This window comes from Paraburkholderia terricola (genome assembly GCF_003330825.1).
Lineage (GTDB): Bacteria > Pseudomonadota > Gammaproteobacteria > Burkholderiales > Burkholderiaceae > Paraburkholderia > Paraburkholderia terricola.
The window spans coordinates 2,340,148-2,357,112 of sequence record NZ_CP024942.1 but is presented as its reverse complement, the minus strand read 5'-3'; the positions used below and the strand labels follow the sequence as shown (position 1 = coordinate 2,357,112).

The following is a 16,965-nucleotide window of genomic DNA, read 5'->3' as shown; positions in this document are numbered from 1 at the left end:
CGAAGCTATCTCAACAAGATATCTCCTGTATCTACCAATTACAGTACAAAACTTGTATTCGCCCGATACAGGAGATATACTGTTCCGACCGTTGCAGACCGCCTCTTTCCTCGCACTACCCGAGGTCGCCCGTGGACTATCCCGTCAAAACCCCTCGCCAGTTGCGGCCGCTTCTTGTCGGCTTCCGCAAGGCCGCCGGACTCACGCAGGCGCGCATGGCCAGCCATTTGGGTGTCACTCAGCAGACCTACGCCCAGTTCGAGGCGAAGCCCGAAGCCGCGAGCATGGATCGGTTATTTCATGTTTTGAAGGTGCTGAAGGTCGATATCGTTCTGAACCAGGCGCTGGCGTCGGCGAATCTCGAAAGCCGCGTCCCCGAACGTCCGCGGACAGCGAAGCCGCCAGTCGCGGCGAAGCAGAGCGTGGCAAAAAAACGAGCGACTACCGGCGCAGCAAAGACGGCTGGCAGCCGGAAACCCGCCGCCACATCCGCGCGCGGTGGCGAGCAAGGCTCATCGAAGCCGGTCACACGGAAGCGAGCGGCGCCAATCGCCGCTGTCATCAGGAAGCGGGAGGACTGGTAACACATGGGCCGCCGCGCACAAGGAAAAAGCCTGACTCTGTGGATGAACGGGTTGCCTGTAGGTACCTGGGAGACCACTCGGGACGGGGAGAAACTCACTTACTTCGAAGATTGGATAGCAGACGAACAGGGGCGCCCCCTATCGCTCTCGCTACCTTTCACGGCCGGTAACCAACCCTACCGGGGCAAGCTCGTTTCGGACTGGTAACCTGCTGCCTGATAGCAGGGCTATCCGCGAGCGCATCGCAACGCGCTACAGAACCGGTGGCACATCACCCTTCGAGTTGCTGGCCGAGTTGGGAAGAGACTGCGTAGGCGCTATCCAGATGCTGCCTCCGGATGAAACCCCGGTGGACCTGGAGAAGATCAGCGGGCGCCCGCCTCGACGAGGCGGAAATCGCGCGGCTACTGCGGGAGGTAACGGCCCCGCCTGCGTTGGGTCAACACGAGCCCATCGACGATCTGCGTCTGTCCATCGCCGGCGCGCAGGAAAAGACCGCCCTTCTATGGCACGGCGACCAGTGGTTTATCCCTGAACGCAGCACGCCGACCACGCATATCCTGAAGCTGCCCCTCGGACTGGTCGGAAACATGCGCGCCGACATGCGCACATCGGTGGAAAACGAGTGGCTGTGCTCGAAAATCGTCGCCGCGTATGGTTTGCCCATCGCCAGATGCGACATTGCAACGTTTGAGGACCAGAAAGTACTCGTGGTCGAGCGATTCGATCGCAGGTATGCGAGCGACGGCTCATGGATCCTGAGGCTTCCCCAGGAGGACATGTGCCAGGCCACCGCAACGCCCGCCGCAGCCAAATATGAATCGGATAGCGGACCCGGCATACAGAAGATCATGGAAGTCCTGGCCGGTTCAGAGCGGTCCGCGATCGATCAACGTAATTTCTTCATGACGCAAATCGTTTTCTGGATGCTTGCAGCCATCGACGGCCACGCGAAAAATTTCAGCATTGCGCACCTGAAGTCCAACCGCTATCAGGCCACTCCAATCTATGACGTTCTCTCCGCGCATCCGATCATTGGAAACGGACCGAACCTGCTTTCCCCGCGCCGGGCGAAACTGGCAATGGCGGTACGTGGTGAGAACGCGCATTACCTGATCAACGATATTCGACGTCGTCACTGGATAGCGCAAGGGCAACGAGTCACGCTGGCGCCGGCCGACGTCGATGAGATGATCACCACCCTGACCGACATGACGGAAGATGTCGTCGCCGAGGTCGAGCCGCTGCTGCCGGCCGCTGTCCCGAAGGACGTGTCAGACAGGATCTTTAATGGACTGCGGCAACACAGCGCGAAGCTCGCGGCACAGTAAGAATCAGCCCGCGGCAATGCCGTCATGCAAATGCTCGCGATAGATACCCGTGAAACCATCACCGGCTCCACGGGTATCCGCGATCAGAACCGGACGCGCATACCCACCGTAACGGCGGCTTGCTGATTCGAATCGGAAGCGCTCAAGCCGTTGATCACCGCGTGAATGCCGCTGTCGCCGGTGCCGCTCACGTGCTGATACACGCCTTGAAGATAAACGTCCCCCGTGTTCATCTTGCGGTAGGTCGGCGTTTGCGTGAGCGTGGTGGGCAACGAACCGCGCGCGGCGTTGATCGCCGCCTGCACGTCGCGCGCCGCGCCGTCGACGTCTCGATCCATATCGAACTACAACACGATCTGCGCGGAGCCGCTCGAGCTTTGCGAGGTCACGGCGCGGTCCTCGCCGTCTATCAGATCAAGCAGCCGGTCGCCTTTACCAACAGCACGACGAATAGCTATGAAACCGACGGCTCGCAACGGCACCGGGGCGTCGAACTGTCACCGATTTCTAGTGCTCGGTTCCGTTCGCTCGTTCCGTTATTAACGGGCGCCGACTTGCAACGCAATGAACCGGAATGTTGGGGCGAGTGGACGGCGGCGCCGCCGCGTCCAGTTCGTCACGTTCTAGCACTCGCCATCGATCAGCTACGCGAGACGCGCGCCGCCACTCCCGACTCCTGCGGCGCCTTGACGCCAAGCGCCTCCGCCTTCAGAACGAAATCCGCGAGCGAGCGCGACTCCATTTTCTTCATGGCCTGCCCTCGATGAATCTTCACGGTGATCTCGCTCAGATTCATTTCGGCGGCGATCTGCTTGTTCATCAAGCCGCGCGCGACGAATCCCATCACCTCGCGCTCGCGCGGCGTCAACAGTTCGTAGCAGCGGCGCAGGTCGGCCACCGAGCGGTCCGCATTGCGCCGCGTTTCGTCTTTCGCGAGCGCGTTCGCCACGGCGTCCAGCATGTCCTGATCGCGGAACGGCTTGGCCAGAAAGTCCATTGCGCCGGCCTTCATGGCCTTCACGGTCATCGCGATGTCGCCATGCGCCGTCATGAAGATGATCGGCACGTGAATATGCCCCGCCGCGATCTGCTCCTGCACGGCAAGCCCGCTTTGCCCTTTCAGGCGCACGTCGAGGATCAGGCAACTCGGCACGTCGGGCATCTCGAATGCCAGAAACTCCTGGGCCGACGCGAACGTTTCGACGCGCAAGCCGACCGAGCGCAGCAGCATGCTCACCGCGGCTCGCATCGAATCGTCGTCATCGACCACATAAGCAATGGATTGTCCCGTGGCGTTTGCGCTTTCAACGTCCATCACACGTGTCTCCATCGAGCGGTAGTATGAATTGCATCACCGCACCCTCGCCTTGCTTCGATTCGGCCCAGATCCGCCCGCCATGCATTTCCACGATGGACCGGCAGATCGAAAGCCCCATTCCCATGCCGTCCTTCTTCGTGGTGAAGAAGGCGTTGAAAAGGCGCCCGAGGTTCTCCTCGCTAATGCCGGTGCCGGAGTCCTCGACGATCACCTGCGCATGCCGGCCGTCGAAGCGCCGGGTGCGAATGCGCAGACGCCGCGCGCGCCCGGCGACACCCGTCATCGCCTGCACGCCGTTCAGCACGAGATTGATGATGACCTGCTGCAGTTGCACGCGGTCGGCGCACACCTCCAGGGCCGGCAGTTCGTAAGCGGTTTCCACTTCGACGCGTTCACCATCCAGCTCGCGGCGCACGAGTTCGACGGATTCCCTAGCGATAGCATTCAAGTCGAATACCGCATGGCTCGGATCGCGCTTTTGCGCCATCGCGCGTATCTGGCGAATGATGTCCGTCGCGCGCTTCGCGTCGCGAATCATCTGATCGATCGATTGCGCCGCTTCGCACAGTTCCGGTTGCGGCCGGTTGAGCCAGCGCGACGCCGCGTCGCCGGCCGTGACGATCGCGGCAAGCGGCTGCGTCACCTCGTGCGCGATCGATGCCGCCAGCTCGCCCAGCATCGTCACGCGCGTGGTGTGGGCAAGCTCGGCGGTCGAACGGTCGAGGGCTTCCTGGGCGACGACGCGCTCGGTGACGTCCATCAACGCCCCCACGTACTCGATATTGCCCGACTGCGGCGCGGCGATATGCGCGACGTAGTGAACATGCTTGACGCTGCCGTCCGGCATCAGCAAACGGTGCCCGGTGTCGATATACGGCTCGCCCGCCATCGCCTGTTCGTAGGCCTCGCGGGCGAGCGCGAGATCGTCGGGATGCGCGCGCGCGACGATTAGATCGATGCCGGGTTTGGCGTCCTCGGGATAATCGAAAATCCGGTATGCCTCTTCGGACCACCACATCTCGCCGCCCGGAAAACGCGTGGCGATGCTGCCCGTGCGGCTAAGCCGCTGCGCGTCCGACAGAAACGCTTCACTGCGTTCCAGCGCCTGTTCGGCCCGCTTGCGCTCCTCGATGTCGGTATTCACGCCGTACCAGCGCAAGATTTTGCCGGCGGCGTCGCGCAACGGTTCCGCGCCAATGTGCATCCACCGGTAGACGCCGTCGCGGCGCCTGATGCGTGCGACGTTTTCGAACGAGGCGCCGGTCGTGACCGCGCTTTGCCATGCCGCCTCCGTCGCGGGCAGATCGTCGGGATGCACGATCGAGCGCCAGATGTCGCCGCCGTCCTCGGCGACCGTCACGCCGAACTCGCTCCAGCGCCGGTTGATGTAGCTGAGCCGGCCGTCCGGCGACGAACTCCATACCATGCCCGGAATCGCGTCGATGGTCGCGCGCAGTTCTTCCTGCTGGCGCCGCAGTTCGGCTTCCATGCGCTTGCGCAACGTGATGTCGTTGTTGGTCGCGAGGATCGCGCGCGGCTTGCCGTTGCGGTCGCGCCATAGCGCCCAGCGGCTCGAAATGGCGACGGTCTCGCCGTCCTTGCGCACGCGTTCGAGCTCGCCGTGCCAGCGCCCGACGCGGAGCACTTCGTCGCGGATCTCATCGAGGGAAATGGCCGCATGGGTCTGCGTCAGTTCGTGAATCGGCTGGCCGAGCGCCTGCTGCGCGGTCCAGCCGTACAGTTCCTCCGCGCCCTGATTCCAGAACGTGATGCGGTCGTTCATGTCGTAGGCGACGATCGCGTCGTGCGTGAGATCGAGCAACTGAAGCTGTTCGCGCAATGTGGCCGTGTTGGCCTGGTTGCGCAGCGCCAGCACCGAGGTGGTGACGATGGCGAGCAGACTGACCGCGCAACGCGCCACCGCGCCGCCCGAATAGTGTTCGTCATGCGACAGCACGAAGGCGAACAGCGTGAGCACCACGCAGGTCCATGCGGCGGCGACCGCGGCCGGCCGCGATCCGGTCGATGCCACCAGCAGCACGACCACCACGTACAGCACGGCGATTGCAATATCGAGCGGCGTGAATGCGTCGATAACGAAAACGGCAAGACCGATCACGGCCGCACATGCGTATAGCGCCCGTGCGTTGTCTCGCAGCGGCCTGCCGGCGCCCTGGTTGAATTTCACGGTCTGGGAGCGCGCCGCGCGGAGAAGATACGGATGGAAGGACACGAATTTTGCATAGGTGTTCCAGACAAGCGTTTGTTGGTAAGCAGCGCGTCCCTGCTTTCATGGGACCGGTCGTGCATATCGGTCCGGGATGCGGGACGTCGACCTTTTTTATCCGGCTCTGATTCTATCGGAGACATGGCTGGCCGATGCGCGCGCATGCGCGCTTCGGTGGCCCTCAAGCCGGCATGCCGTCACCACCCGCCCTGATCGTTTCCAGACGGCGCGACACCTCCGCCGCATCGACGGGCTTGCTCAGCACGCACATCGCGCCGATGTCGAGCGCCTGCCGGCGCACCGCATCCGACGCGAAAGCGGAGATGAAGATGACCGGCAGCGTCACGCCCCGCTCGATGAGACGGCGGTACATGTCCAGCCCGGAAATACCCGGCATCTGCACATCGGAAATGATGCAGGTCACGGCGCCGATGGAGTCGGACGCGAGGAACTGCTCCGCCGACGCATAGAGCCGGACGTCCCAGCCAAGCGAACGAACCAGGCTCGACGTCGCAACGCGGACGGACTCGTCGTCGTCGATGATCGAAACGATTGGATTGTTGTACAAGCGACGGGTCCTCGGCCTTGAGTGCAAAAACGGCGGTGCAACATGGGCTGCCACCCGCTCCGGTTCGACTATACGCGCCGCACGCCTCGCGAACCATTCTACGAACGCAAGCGCGGCACCAAACGTTCGAATGGATCGCTCATACCTCCGTATAGGTGCGAAAGCCGCGGCGAGCGCAGCGCGCTCCGCAGGCCTCACCGGGCGCATAACACCTTCATATGAACGCACCGGACCTCGGAGCAGGGTGGCTCATGCGCAGGCACGAGACCCGTTCGTCAGACCGGTTATCGCGCGGCGCATGGCTCATCCGAAGGTTCAGCCAACGCACCGGCCGTTGGCCGGCCGGCGTACCGATGTATGTCTATTTCGATGCTGCTTGCGGGACTACATTTCAATCGCGGTTCGATAAACGATTCGCAAACGATTCACCAACGATCCGCCTTCTCTCATCCATCAAGGAGCTTCATCATGAAAAAGATCGTACTTTTCCTCGCTATCGCAACCGGCGCACTCGCCGCTCCCGCACTGAGCTTCGCGCAAACCAATGGGCCGATCACGCGTGCCGAAGTACGCGCCGATCTGGTTCGCGTGGAACAGGCCGGCTATAACCCGTCGGTGGCCAACGACATCAACTATCCGGCCGACATTCAGGCCGCCGAGGCAAAGATCGCCGCGCAAGACGGACAGCAATCGGGTACTCAGGGATACGGCGGCGTCACGCAACATGGCAAATCCGCGGCCGGCAAGCGGGCACCCACGCATACGGCGATGCAATCGTCCTGCGTGGGCCCGGCGAGCTACTGCAATCCGTACTTCGGCAGCTGAGGGCAAAGTGCGAAGTTCATCATTCGGTCGACGCCCGCATGTCAGGCCGATGCCCATGAAAGCCGCCGGGACACTGTATTTCGCCGCAATGGTTGCGCTGGCGGTCTCGGCAGGCTATGGGGCGCAGTCGGCGTGCTTCATCGAGGTGTTGACGACGGTGGGCAAAGCCTCTGAATTACCGCTGGAACGCATTGCGGCGGACAACGCGATGGAACGCGTTATCGAGGACGGAGCGCGTTCGTTAATTCAGCCGTCAGCTTCTGCCCAATCGGGAGCGGCACGTCTCGACGCATCTGAAAACGGGTTCGGCGCGTCCGGTTCGCCGCACCGACCGCCCCGCCTCGTTCCCGGCTACCGCACGTCCGTCACCGATTCGAAGTACTGGACCTGACGCATGCAGCGGAAATCGCCGCAGCCAATCCCACGCCGCCACTTTTTGCCCGCTCCAGATCGGTAGCCGTCAGCCAGCCGTCCAGGATGCCTTTTCGTTGCGCCAGATCAACAGAGCCGACGTTCCCGCCAGTACAGTCAACGATAGGGAAAACAACAACCTGGAGAGAATCATGAACAGCCGGCGGAAAACCCCGACGCTCGCATGGCTCGCTGCGTCGCTCATTGCCCTGTCGCTTTCGTTCGGCCCCGCAATCTCGAGCGGCGCCGCGCCCGCGGTCGACGAACACGCGCACGGCACGGCGGCGTCAGGCGCCGCAAGTGCCGCCAAGCCGAAGGCGCTCGGCGCCGCCGATGCGCAAATGAAGAAAATGCAGGAACTGCACGCGCGCATGATGGCGGCAAACACGCCCGAGGAAAGAGCGAAGCTGATGGATGAGCAGATGCAGGCCATGCAGCAGGGCATGGCGATGATGAACGGCATGAAAGACCATCACGGACACATGGGTTCGGGCAGCGCGCAGCACGACATGATGGAAAAGCGCATGGACATGATGCAGATGATGATGGACCGCGAGGCCATCGAGAACCCGCCGGCCGCAAAGTGATACGGCGCGCATAAGGAGCCCGGCATGACAATCCCCGTTCAGCAGGCGCGGCCCCTCTGGAAGTCGCGCGGCGCGATCGCCCTGGTGGGTTTCGGCGCGGTGGCCGCTTTCTTCATGTTTTCCGGGCATCGCGCGCATTTTCTGGGTGCGCTGCCCTATGTGCTCCTCCTCGCATGTCCGCTGATGCATCTGTTCATGCATCATGGGCATCACGGCGCAGGGGGTGGCACGCAGCATGCGAAGCCCCACCAGGGAAACGATGAACGCCCTCACTAGCGGATAGAACTTTTGGGGGCTCGTTGTCACGGCGACGCGCGGCGCGATGACGCGCGGCGCACGCCGTGCTTTGTCTCGAGGTTCACCACGCTCATGCCGCGCACGCCGGCTGACTCCTAGTGGAGGGTTTTCCATGTCGCATTCCCATGCTCACGCGCCGGCGCCGGTCCACGGCCGCCCTGCCTTTCCGGCTCGCCATCGCGGCGACAGCGGCAACACGCCTGGCGTGGTCTATACCTGTCCGATGCATCCGCAGATACGCGCGTCGGCCCCCGGCAATTGCCCTATCTGCGGAATGACGCTCGAACCCGTCACGCCGCTCGCGGTCGAGGAACGCAACGTCGAGCTCGAATCGATGACGCGCCGGTTCTGGGTCGCGCTCGCGCTGTCGATACCGCTGCTCGTGATGACCATGGGGCCGATGTTGACGTCCTACGACGTGAGCGCGGTTATCGACCGGACCGGCAACTGGCTGGCCCTGCCCCACTGGATGCCGGCGACCTGGTCGCAGTGCGTGCAGGCCGTACTCGCCACACCGGTCGTGCTGTGGGCGGGCTGGCCCTTTCTGGAGCGTGGCGCGAAATCGTTCCGCACGCGCCAACTGAACATGTTCAGTCTCATCGCGCTGGGCGTCTCGGCTGCGTACTTCTTCAGTGTGTTCGCGCTGTTTTTCCCCGATGCCTTGCCTCACGCGTTCCGGCGCGGGCATGAATTGCCGCTGTACTTCGAGGCCGCCTCGGTCATCGTGACGCTGATACTGCTCGGGCAGGTGCTGGAGTTGCGCGCCCGCTCGCGCACGTCGAGCGCGATCAAGGATCTGTTGAACCTCGCGCCGCACACGGCGGTTCGCGTCGGCGCGAATGGCGCGGAAGAAAGCGTGCCGCTGGAAGCCGTCGCGATCGGCGACACGTTGCGGGTGAAGCCCGGCTCGAAGGTTCCGGTCGATGGCGTCGTCACCGAAGGCCGTTCGAGCGTCGACGAATCGATGATTACCGGCGAATCCATCCCCTCGGAAAAAATGGCCGGCAGCAAGGTGACCGGCGCGACGGTCAACCAGACCGGTACGTTTCTGATGCGCGCCGAAAAGGTCGGCGCGGACACGTTGCTTGCAAGAATCGTCCAGATGGTCGCCGAGGCCGGCCGCTCGCGCGCGCCGATTCAGAAACTGGCTGACCAGGTGTCGGGCTGGTTCGTGCTGGCGGTCATCGGCATCGCCGCGGTGTCGTTCGTCGTCTGGGCGGTTATCGGTCCAGCGCCCGCGCTCGCGAACGCGCTCGTCGTCGCGATCAGCGTGCTCATCATCGCGTGCCCCTGCGCCCTCGGTTTGGCGACGCCCGTCTCCATCATCGTGGGAGTCGGGCGCGGCGCGAAGGAAGGCGTGCTCATCAAGGACGCGGAAGCACTCGAACTGATGGAGAAAGTCGACACGCTGGTGGTCGACAAGACCGGCACGCTCACCGAGGGCAAACCTCGTGTTCAGACGGTCGTCGCATTGGCGGACCACACCGAGGCATCGGTGCTCGGCTATGCGGCCAGTCTCGAAGGACCGAGCGAACATCCCCTGGCGCAGGCCATCGTCTCCCGGGCGCAGGAGAACAACGCGGCGACGAAGCCGGTCGACGGGTTCGACGCGATCGTCGGCAAAGGCGTGAGCGGCAAGATCGACGGTCACGCCGCCCTGCTGGGAAACACGGGGCTCATGGACGATGCGAGGATCGACTGCGTGGCCGTCAACGCGGACGTGGACCGGCTGCGCGAAGCGGGCCAAACCATCATGTATCTGGCCGTGGACGGCAGACTCGCCGGTTATATCGGCGTGGCCGATCCGGTCAAGGGCACGACAGCCGAGGCCGTGCAACTGCTGAAGGCCTCGGGCATCAGGATCATCATGCTGACCGGCGACAATCCGGTAACGGCCAACGCGGTGGCGAAAACGCTGTCGCTCGACGGGGTCAAAGCGGGCGTTCTGCCGCAGGACAAGTACAAGCACGTACAGGAATTGCAGCAGCAAGGGCACGTGGTCGCGATGGCGGGCGACGGCGTCAACGACGCGCCCGCACTCGCTCAGGCCAATGTCGGGATCGCGATGGGCACCGGCACGGACGTCGCGATGAACAGCGCCCGCGTCGTGCTGGTCAAAGGCGACCTGCGCGGTATCGCGCGAGCCCGCACCCTGAGCGTCGCAACGATGAAGAACATCCGGCAGAACCTGTTCTTCGCGTTCGCCTACAACGTCATTGGCATTCCTGTCGCGGCAGGCGTGCTGTATCCCTGGCTCGGCATCCTGCTCAGCCCCATCATCGCGAGCGCGGCAATGGCGCTGAGCTCGGTGTCGGTCATAGGCAACGCGCTTCGTTTGCGGGCGGCGCGCACGTAGCCGCGCCTCCTGCCGGCGAAGGCGGCGCGGCGATGCGCCGCATCCACCGCCGTCTGGTTCACGGAGCCGCCTCGGACGCGGTACTCACGCGTAGAAAGCGCTCCACCGGGAGGACCGCGACGATTCCGTCTTCGCCCGCAGTGCCGTATGCAATGTTCAGGATTTCCCGAACCAGCGCATCGACAGCTTCGCTCTGCGTGAAGACCCCGATCTTGATATGCCCGGTTGTCCAGTCGTTAGAGAACGGGTTCGGGTGCGCGCCGAATCCTTTTACCTGGGTGATGGTCAGTCCATGAACATGTACTGCGCCCAACCGGCGCTCCAGCACCTCGAGGACTTCAGGCCGAACAATTGCAACAACGCATTTCAGTTCCATGTTGCCCTCAATGACCGAGGAAAACAGCGAGAAACGGTGCGACGAGCGCCCATGTCGCACCCGCCGTGTCATGCCGTCAGAAAAGATGAATGCCGAAGCGCTTATTTCGACGGGGTCGCTCCGGCCTGATCGGCATACTTGAGCATGATGTCGCTCATCGCGCGCATCATGTCGGCGTGCATGCGCATCGCGGTCTTGGGGTCCATGCCCATATTGCCGCCCATCATTGGACAGCTACCCATCATGCCGCCGCCCATTCCTCCCATTCCTCCCATTCCCATCATGGAATCGCCGCGTTCTCGTGTTTGCGCTGGCGAGCTTCCGTCGTTGCGCGCGCCACCAGCCGACACGGCGACAGTGGCTGTCATTGACAGCAGCGCCGACAGCGCCGCTGCTCGGATAAATTTCGTGATCATGTCAGTCTCCGGATTCGGTTCGATCGTATCGCCGAGAAAGCAGTCTCCAACGTGCGGCGCGACGCTAGTTTCGTGCGTGGCGGACGTGCGCGAGCCACGGTGCGGAACCATTCGTCCCTGCCGACGAGGGAGTTACAGCAAGCGCGGTGGAGGTGCCGGCAGTTCGGGGATGAACTGTTCCGTGAAGGTACGGGCGACAGCCCAGTAGACAGGCGCGGAAGGTACGACGATAACGGCGTACCTCGCCGGTATGGCGGGCACGCCGCAGGCGAGGCCGCCCATGCCGCCGTGGCACGCAGCTTGGGCATTCATGGTGTGATGCCTTGCAGGTTGCTCGCACGCAGTCATGTCGGATGCGTGCGAAGCTTGCCTCTGTTGATGCGCGGCCACCGACGCCGCCATCGGACACAATGCCGCCTGCGCCGGGTAGCCGAGCAGCGGCAACCACGCAATCAGAAAGCACGCGACGAATTTGGCCCACACTTTCATGAATCCCAGTATAGGCGCTGCCGCGGCGCATCGCTACGGTCCGCGGCCGGACCTGTTGCGTGCTGGCTCGACGAGTGCCGTATCAGTACCTCGTCAATGCTTTTCCAGTTTCACGATGGTCAGCGTACCGTCAACGTTTTCGACGCGGACCTTGACCTTGTCGCCCTCGTGAACCTGCTTGACCATTGCAGCATCTTTCGCCTTGAAGGCCATGGTCATCGGCGGCATGCCGACGTTTTCCAGCGCTCCGTGCTTTAGCGTGACCATGCCGGTGGCCGGATCGACCTTCATCACTTCGGCATTGGTGAGCGCAGTGTTGGATGACGTTTTCGAAGTCGACGGCTTGGACATGTCCATACCTTCTTCAGCAAACGCGGGCGCCGCAACGATGGCTCCGAAAGCAACGGATGCAATAATCAATGTCTTCATTGAGTCTCTCCAGTTTGGGTAGATGGCACGTTCATGCCGGAAGTTGCATGGTGTGACCGCGCATCACATTCCTGTCTCGCGCGACGGCGCTGGAGCAGAAACCAGGCGGCGGGAATCACGAACATCGACAGCAGCGGCGCGGTGACCATGCCGCCGACCATCGGCGCGGCGATGCGCTGCATCACTTCCGAGCCGGCACCGTGTCCGATCATGATGGGTATGAGACCCGCGAGCACGACCGCGACCGTCATGGCTTTCGGCCTCACGCGCAACACGGCGCCTTCCCGGATCGCGTCGAACAGCAGCGCCTCGCTCAGCGGCTCGCCGGCTTCGAGCCTGCGGTTCAGCGCGCCCTTCAGGTACAGCAGCATGACCACGCCGAATTCCGCCGCCACGCCCGCGAGCGCGATGAAGCCGACGGCGGTCGCGACGGATACCGCATGCCCCAGAATCCAGATGAGCCAGAAACCGCCGACCAGCGCGAACGGCACCGTCGACATCAGCAGCAGCGCATCGGCCACCGAATCGAACGTGAGAAACAGCAGCACGAAGATGACGGCGAGCGTCACCGGAATGACGGTGCGCAGCTTCGCCGCCGCGCGCTCCAGATACTCGAACTGACCGGACCACGCAATCGAGTAGCCAGGCGGCAGCACGACTTTTTCCGCCACGGCGCGCTGCATCGCCTTCACGGCGGATTGCAGGTCCGTGTTGCGGATATCGACGTAGACGTAACCGGAGAGCCTGGCGTTCTCGCTGCGGATCATCGGCGGGCCATCGGCAATCGTGATACGCGCGACATCGCCGAGCCGGATCTGCGCGCCGCGCTCCGTGACGACCGGTAGCTCACGCAGCTTCTCCAGCGAATCGCGGATTTCACGCGGATAGCGGATGTTGATCGGAAAGCGCTCCCGCCCCGCAATGACTTCGCCGACCTTGTCACCGCCTACCGCCGACGAAACTACCGACTGGATATCCGCCACGGCAAGCCCGTAGCGGGCCGCCGCCAGCCGGTCGATATCGACGTCGATGTAGCGGCCGCCATTCAGGCGTTCGGCCAACGCGGATGTCACGCCGGGAACGTCCTTCACCGCCGCCTCGACCTGCGCCGCGATGCCGTCGATTTGCGACAACTCGCTGCCTGAAATCTTCACGCCCACCGGCGTCTTGATGCCGGTCGACAGCATGTCCAGGCGATTGCGGATCGGCGGCACCCACACGTTCGACAGCCCCGGCACCTTGACGGTCCGGTCCAGTTCATCGACGAGCTTCTCCGGCGTCATGCCGGGTCGCCACTGGTCGCGCGGCTTGAACTGGATCGTGGTCTCGAACATCTCCAGCGGCGCGGGGTCGGTGGCCGTGTCGGCGCGTCCCGATTTGCCGAACACCGTGGCGACCTCGGGCACCGTCTTGATGAGCCGGTCGGTCTGCTGCAAGAGTTCGCCCGCCTTCGCTGCTGAAATGCCGGGAAGCGCGGTCGGCATGTAGAGCAGGTCGCCTTCGTCGAGCGGCGGCATGAACTCGCCGCCGAGCCGCGATACAGGAACAAGCGTGATGACCAGCGCGAGAACGGCGATGCCGATCGCGATCCACGGCCGGCGCAGCGTCGCTTCCAGCCACGGACGGTACAGCCGGATCAGCACGCGGTTGATGGGATTGGCGTTCTCGTGCGGAATGCGGCCGCGGATCAGGTAGCCCATGAGGACCGGCACCAGCGTCACCGACAAACCGGCCGCAGCCGCAATCGTGTAGGTCTTGGTGAACGCCAGAGGCGAAAACAGCTTGCCTTCCTGCCCTTCCAGCGAGAATACGGGGATGAACGACAGCGTGATGATGAGCAGCGAGAAGAACAATGCCGGCCCGACCTCCGTTGCGGAAGTGGCGATGAGTTCCCAGCGCCGTGCCGTCGTGATCGGCTTGTCAGGGTGGTCGTGGTCGTACGCTTCGAGATGCTTGTGGGCGTTCTCGATCATCACGATGGCCGCGTCGATCATCGCGCCGATGGCGATCGCAATGCCGCCCAGCGACATGAGGTTCGCGTTGACCCCTTGATAGCTCATCACGATGAACGCGGTCAGCACGCCGAGCGGCAGCGACAGAATGGCGACGAAGGCGCTGCGCAGATGAAACAGGAACACCGCGCAGACGAGCCCGACGATGATGAATTCCTCGATGAGCTTGTCCTTCAGGTTAGCCACCGCGCGTTCGATCAGTTGGGAGCGGTCGTAGGTCGTCACGACTTCGACGCCCGCCGGCAGTGAGCGCTTCAGTGCGGCCAGTTTCGCCTTCACCGCGTCGATCGTTTTCAGCGCATTCTTGCCGGAGCGCATCACGACCACCCCGCCCGCTACTTCGCCCTGACCGTTCAGTTCCGCGATGCCGCGCCGCATCTCCGGTCCGATCTGGATGCGCGCCACGTCGCCAAGCAGCACCGGCGTGCCGGCATCGTTCGCGCGCAGCACGACGTTGCGGAAATCGTCGAGCGTATGCAGGTAGCCGGACGAGCGGACCATGTATTCGGACTCGGCCATTTCCACCACCGAGCCGCCCGATTCCTGATTCGCCTTGCCGAGCGCGTCGGCCACCATCGTCTGGGTGATGCCGTACGCCCGCAGCCTGTCGGGGTCGAGGACGACCTGATACTGGCGCACCATGCCGCCGATGCTCGCCACCTCCGAAACATCCGGCACCGACTTCAGTTCGAACTTCAGGAACCAGTCGTTCAGCGCGCGCAGTTGTCCGAGGTCGTGCTGTCCCGTCCTGTCGACCAGCGCATATTCGTACACCCAGCCGACGCCGGTCGCATCCGGTCCAAGCGAGACGGTCGCCCCTTGGGGCAGACGGCTTTGCACCTGGTTCAGGTACTCGAGCACGCGCGAGCGCGCCCAGTACTGGTCGGTCTTGTCGTCGAACAGCACATACACGAAGGCATCGCCGAACGACGAATACGCGCGGATGGTTTTTGCCCCAGGCACGCCGAGCAGCGTGGTGGTGAGCGGATACGTGACCTGGTCCTCGATCACTTGCGGCGCCTTGCCCGGATACGACGCCTTGATGATGACCTGCGTATCGGAGAGATCAGGCAGCGCATCGAGCGGCGTTTGCGTGACCGAGTAGACGCCCCACGCCGTGACGAGCACCGTCGCCAGCAGCACGAGGAAGCGGTTATGGATCGACCATCTTATGAGGCGCGCAATCATTTGGCGCCTCCAAGCGGTTCGACCTTGGTCAACTGGTAGCCGTCATCCGACTGCCTGAACGCGAAATGCACCATGTCGCCCGCCTTCACGTTCGCAAACGCATTGGGCGAAGGCTTGTTGAACGCCATCGTCATCGCGCCCCAGCCCAGGCCCGGAACGGGTTGATGCGAGAACGTGATGTCCTCGGCGGTCACTTTCTCGACCTTGCCGGTGGTCTCGTAGGTTGGTGCCGCTGCCGCTGCGGACGCAGGCTCAGGAGCGCCGGGAGCCGTGCCCGCGCCGCCCTCCAGCCGCGGCAAAAGCGACTTCAGACTGGCTTCGGAATCGATCAGGAACTGACCGGACGCGACGACCTGCTCGCCGTCGCTCAGGCCGCTCAATACTTCGGTTTCGTTGCCGATGTCGTTGCCGACCGTGACCGCAACGGGCTGCAAGCGGCCATCGCCGTTCCTCGCGATGACGACCGAGCGCTTGCCCGTGGTGATGACCGCCTCGGCCGGAACGAGCAGACGCGAGACCGGCTTCTGTGCGCCCACACGCACGCGCATCAGCATGCCGGGCGTCAGTTCGAGCGCGGCGTTGTCGATTTCGAGGCGCGCTTGCAGCGTGCGGCTGGTGGCGCTGATGCCGGGCAGGATTTCACGAATCTGCCCGTTGAAGTGCCGGGCCGGGTCTCCGGCAAACGTCGCATCGACGGTCATGCCTGGCCGCACGCCCAGCGCAAGCGCTTCTGGAATTTCGACGATGAGCCAGAGCTTCGACAGACCGGCGACCTTGGCGAGCGTTTGCCCTGGCGTCACCATCGCGCCGTCCCTGACGTTCAGTTCGCTCAGCACGCCGGTTTCCGGCGACGACAGCACGACATGCGTCTGCGCCTTGCCCGTCCGGTCGAGAGCCGCGATGACGCCATCGGGAATCGACAGCGCACGCATGCGTGCGCGCGACGCTTCGAGCATGCCGCTGTCGATGCCGCCGCGCTTGAGCGCGAGATATTCTTCCTGCGGCGCGAGCCAGTCGGGCACGAACAGCGACGCAATCGGTGCGCCCTTCGCGATCCGCTGCATCGGTGCGCTGGCATGCAAACGATCGATGTAACCCGTCACGCGCGACTGCACCACCTCCGAGCGCGATTCGTCGAACTGCGTCGTGCCGACGGCATCGAATCCTTCCATCGTTTCGTGCCGGCGCACGGTGGCGTAGCGGATGCCGAGGTTTTGCTGAAGGCCTGGGTCGATCCTGATGCCGCTCGCGCCACCTTCGTCGGCGTAGACCGGCTGGAGTTGCATGTCCATGAATGGCGACTTGCCCGGCTTGTCGAAGTGCTGGTTCGGCACCATCGGGTCGTGCCAGTACAGAACCTTGCGGCCCGTCTTCGGGTCGATCGTGTTTGCGGAGGCAGAGGCAGAGGCAGAGGCAGAGGCGGATGCCGCCGATGCGCCGGAGCCCGTCGCCGGCGCGCGCCGCGTGCCGGCGAGATAGCCCGCGCCTAACAGCGCCGCGGCGATGAACGTCATCAGAACCGCGCGCGCCAGTGGTTTCGTTTGCATGGTG

The 16,965-nt window shown here is 63.6% G+C and carries 16 protein-coding genes and 1 pseudogene; 7 read left to right on the top strand and 10 right to left on the bottom strand.

Features of this window, described 5'->3' with window-relative positions; all coding sequences use genetic code 11:
• Nucleotides 1-131 precede the first annotated feature (131 nt).
• Nucleotides 132-584: a helix-turn-helix transcriptional regulator gene (locus CUJ90_RS29185; RefSeq protein WP_073431735.1), complete on the top strand. Its 453-nt coding sequence runs from the start codon at nucleotides 132-134 to the stop codon at nucleotides 582-584.
• 3 nt (nucleotides 585-587) lie between these two features.
• Nucleotides 588-1,915 (top strand): annotated as a pseudogene (locus tag CUJ90_RS29180) (type II toxin-antitoxin system HipA family toxin).
• Nucleotides 1,916-1,998: 83 nt separating this feature from the next.
• Here CUJ90_RS29180 and CUJ90_RS33785 read toward each other — a convergent pair.
• The 4 genes from CUJ90_RS33785 to CUJ90_RS29160 form a co-directional block, all read right to left on the bottom strand.
• Nucleotides 1,999-2,253, bottom strand: coding sequence for a hypothetical protein (locus CUJ90_RS33785; RefSeq protein ID WP_412534873.1), 255 nt, complete (start codon nucleotides 2,251-2,253; stop codon nucleotides 1,999-2,001).
• A 302-nt stretch (nucleotides 2,254-2,555) separates the two neighbouring features.
• Nucleotides 2,556-3,230 (bottom strand): response regulator transcription factor, encoded by a 675-nt coding sequence (locus tag CUJ90_RS29170; RefSeq protein WP_073431734.1) that lies wholly within the window; start codon nucleotides 3,228-3,230, stop codon nucleotides 2,556-2,558.
• Entirely contained in the window at nucleotides 3,220-5,421 is a 2,202-nt protein-coding gene (locus tag CUJ90_RS29165) for a PAS domain-containing sensor histidine kinase (protein WP_114164732.1), read from the bottom strand. The genes CUJ90_RS29170 and CUJ90_RS29165 overlap by 11 nt, the downstream gene beginning before the upstream one ends.
• 220 nt (nucleotides 5,422-5,641) lie before the next feature.
• On the bottom strand, nucleotides 5,642-6,028 hold the full coding sequence (locus tag CUJ90_RS29160) for a response regulator transcription factor (protein ID WP_073431733.1): 387 nt from the start codon (nucleotides 6,026-6,028) through the stop codon (nucleotides 5,642-5,644).
• A gap of 468 nt (nucleotides 6,029-6,496) precedes the next feature.
• Here CUJ90_RS29160 and CUJ90_RS29155 point away from each other — a divergent pair, with 468 nt between their 5' ends.
• The 5 genes from CUJ90_RS29155 to CUJ90_RS29135 all read left to right on the top strand — a co-directional run bounded on the left by CUJ90_RS29155 (nucleotide 6,497) and on the right by CUJ90_RS29135 (nucleotide 10,504).
• Nucleotides 6,497-6,853: a DUF4148 domain-containing protein gene (locus CUJ90_RS29155; protein ID WP_114164444.1), complete on the top strand. Its 357-nt coding sequence runs from the start codon at nucleotides 6,497-6,499 to the stop codon at nucleotides 6,851-6,853.
• A 55-nt stretch (nucleotides 6,854-6,908) separates the two neighbouring features.
• Nucleotides 6,909-7,244: a hypothetical protein gene (locus CUJ90_RS29150; RefSeq protein ID WP_073431731.1), complete on the top strand. Its 336-nt coding sequence runs from the start codon at nucleotides 6,909-6,911 to the stop codon at nucleotides 7,242-7,244.
• 172 nt (nucleotides 7,245-7,416) lie between these two features.
• On the top strand, nucleotides 7,417-7,851 hold the full coding sequence (locus CUJ90_RS33485) for an EMC3/TMCO1 family protein (RefSeq protein ID WP_244220063.1): 435 nt from the start codon (nucleotides 7,417-7,419) through the stop codon (nucleotides 7,849-7,851).
• Nucleotides 7,852-7,875: 24 nt separating this feature from the next.
• The gene (locus CUJ90_RS29140) at nucleotides 7,876-8,127 is read left to right on the top strand and encodes a DUF2933 domain-containing protein (RefSeq protein WP_114164443.1); all 252 of its coding nucleotides are present in this window, start codon (nucleotides 7,876-7,878) and stop codon (nucleotides 8,125-8,127) included.
• Between the two features lie 133 nt (nucleotides 8,128-8,260).
• Entirely contained in the window at nucleotides 8,261-10,504 is a 2,244-nt protein-coding gene (locus CUJ90_RS29135; protein ID WP_114164442.1) for a copper-transporting P-type ATPase, read from the top strand.
• Between the two features lie 58 nt (nucleotides 10,505-10,562).
• On the opposite strand, the gene CUJ90_RS29130 is transcribed toward CUJ90_RS29135, so the two are convergent.
• The 6 genes from CUJ90_RS29130 to CUJ90_RS29105 form a co-directional block, all read right to left on the bottom strand.
• Complete coding sequence (locus tag CUJ90_RS29130; RefSeq protein ID WP_114164441.1) at nucleotides 10,563-10,880, bottom strand: P-II family nitrogen regulator; 318 nt, start codon at nucleotides 10,878-10,880, stop codon at nucleotides 10,563-10,565.
• A gap of 101 nt (nucleotides 10,881-10,981) precedes the next feature.
• Entirely contained in the window at nucleotides 10,982-11,296 is a 315-nt protein-coding gene (locus CUJ90_RS29125; RefSeq protein WP_073431728.1) for a hypothetical protein, read from the bottom strand.
• Between the two features lie 132 nt (nucleotides 11,297-11,428).
• On the bottom strand, nucleotides 11,429-11,608 hold the full coding sequence (locus CUJ90_RS33480; protein ID WP_235004977.1) for a hypothetical protein: 180 nt from the start codon (nucleotides 11,606-11,608) through the stop codon (nucleotides 11,429-11,431).
• Nucleotides 11,609-11,878: 270 nt separating this feature from the next.
• Nucleotides 11,879-12,214, bottom strand: coding sequence for a copper-binding protein (locus tag CUJ90_RS29115; RefSeq protein WP_114164440.1), 336 nt, complete (start codon nucleotides 12,212-12,214; stop codon nucleotides 11,879-11,881).
• The gene (locus CUJ90_RS29110) at nucleotides 12,211-15,414 is read right to left on the bottom strand and encodes an efflux RND transporter permease subunit (protein ID WP_114164439.1); all 3,204 of its coding nucleotides are present in this window, start codon (nucleotides 15,412-15,414) and stop codon (nucleotides 12,211-12,213) included. Before CUJ90_RS29110 ends, CUJ90_RS29115 begins: the two co-directional genes overlap by 4 nt.
• The gene (locus CUJ90_RS29105) at nucleotides 15,411-16,961 is read right to left on the bottom strand and encodes an efflux RND transporter periplasmic adaptor subunit (protein ID WP_114164438.1); all 1,551 of its coding nucleotides are present in this window, start codon (nucleotides 16,959-16,961) and stop codon (nucleotides 15,411-15,413) included. The genes CUJ90_RS29110 and CUJ90_RS29105 overlap by 4 nt, the downstream gene beginning before the upstream one ends.
• Nucleotides 16,962-16,965 lie beyond the last annotated feature (4 nt).

What these genes read in the sequence shown, in the direction of transcription:
- CUJ90_RS33785 (WP_412534873.1), bottom strand. Translation starts at nt 2,253, where the DNA reads ATGGATCGAGACGTCGACGGCGCGGCGCGCGACGTGCAGGCGGCGATC.
- CUJ90_RS29170 (WP_073431734.1), bottom strand. Translation starts at nt 3,230, where the DNA reads ATGGACGTTGAAAGCGCAAACGCCACGGGACAATCCATTGCTTATGTG.
- CUJ90_RS29155 (WP_114164444.1), top strand. Translation starts at nt 6,497, where the DNA reads ATGAAAAAGATCGTACTTTTCCTCGCTATCGCAACCGGCGCACTCGCC.
- CUJ90_RS29150 (WP_073431731.1), top strand. Translation starts at nt 6,909, where the DNA reads ATGAAAGCCGCCGGGACACTGTATTTCGCCGCAATGGTTGCGCTGGCG.
- CUJ90_RS33485 (WP_244220063.1), top strand. Translation starts at nt 7,417, where the DNA reads ATGAACAGCCGGCGGAAAACCCCGACGCTCGCATGGCTCGCTGCGTCG.
- CUJ90_RS29140 (WP_114164443.1), top strand. Translation starts at nt 7,876, where the DNA reads ATGACAATCCCCGTTCAGCAGGCGCGGCCCCTCTGGAAGTCGCGCGGC.
- CUJ90_RS29135 (WP_114164442.1), top strand. Translation starts at nt 8,261, where the DNA reads ATGTCGCATTCCCATGCTCACGCGCCGGCGCCGGTCCACGGCCGCCCT.
- CUJ90_RS29130 (WP_114164441.1), bottom strand. Translation starts at nt 10,880, where the DNA reads ATGGAACTGAAATGCGTTGTTGCAATTGTTCGGCCTGAAGTCCTCGAG.
- CUJ90_RS29125 (WP_073431728.1), bottom strand. Translation starts at nt 11,296, where the DNA reads ATGATCACGAAATTTATCCGAGCAGCGGCGCTGTCGGCGCTGCTGTCA.
- CUJ90_RS33480 (WP_235004977.1), bottom strand. Translation starts at nt 11,608, where the DNA reads ATGAATGCCCAAGCTGCGTGCCACGGCGGCATGGGCGGCCTCGCCTGC.
- CUJ90_RS29115 (WP_114164440.1), bottom strand. Translation starts at nt 12,214, where the DNA reads ATGAAGACATTGATTATTGCATCCGTTGCTTTCGGAGCCATCGTTGCG.
- CUJ90_RS29110 (WP_114164439.1), bottom strand. Translation starts at nt 15,414, where the DNA reads ATGATTGCGCGCCTCATAAGATGGTCGATCCATAACCGCTTCCTCGTG.
- CUJ90_RS29105 (WP_114164438.1), bottom strand. Translation starts at nt 16,961, where the DNA reads ATGCAAACGAAACCACTGGCGCGCGCGGTTCTGATGACGTTCATCGCC.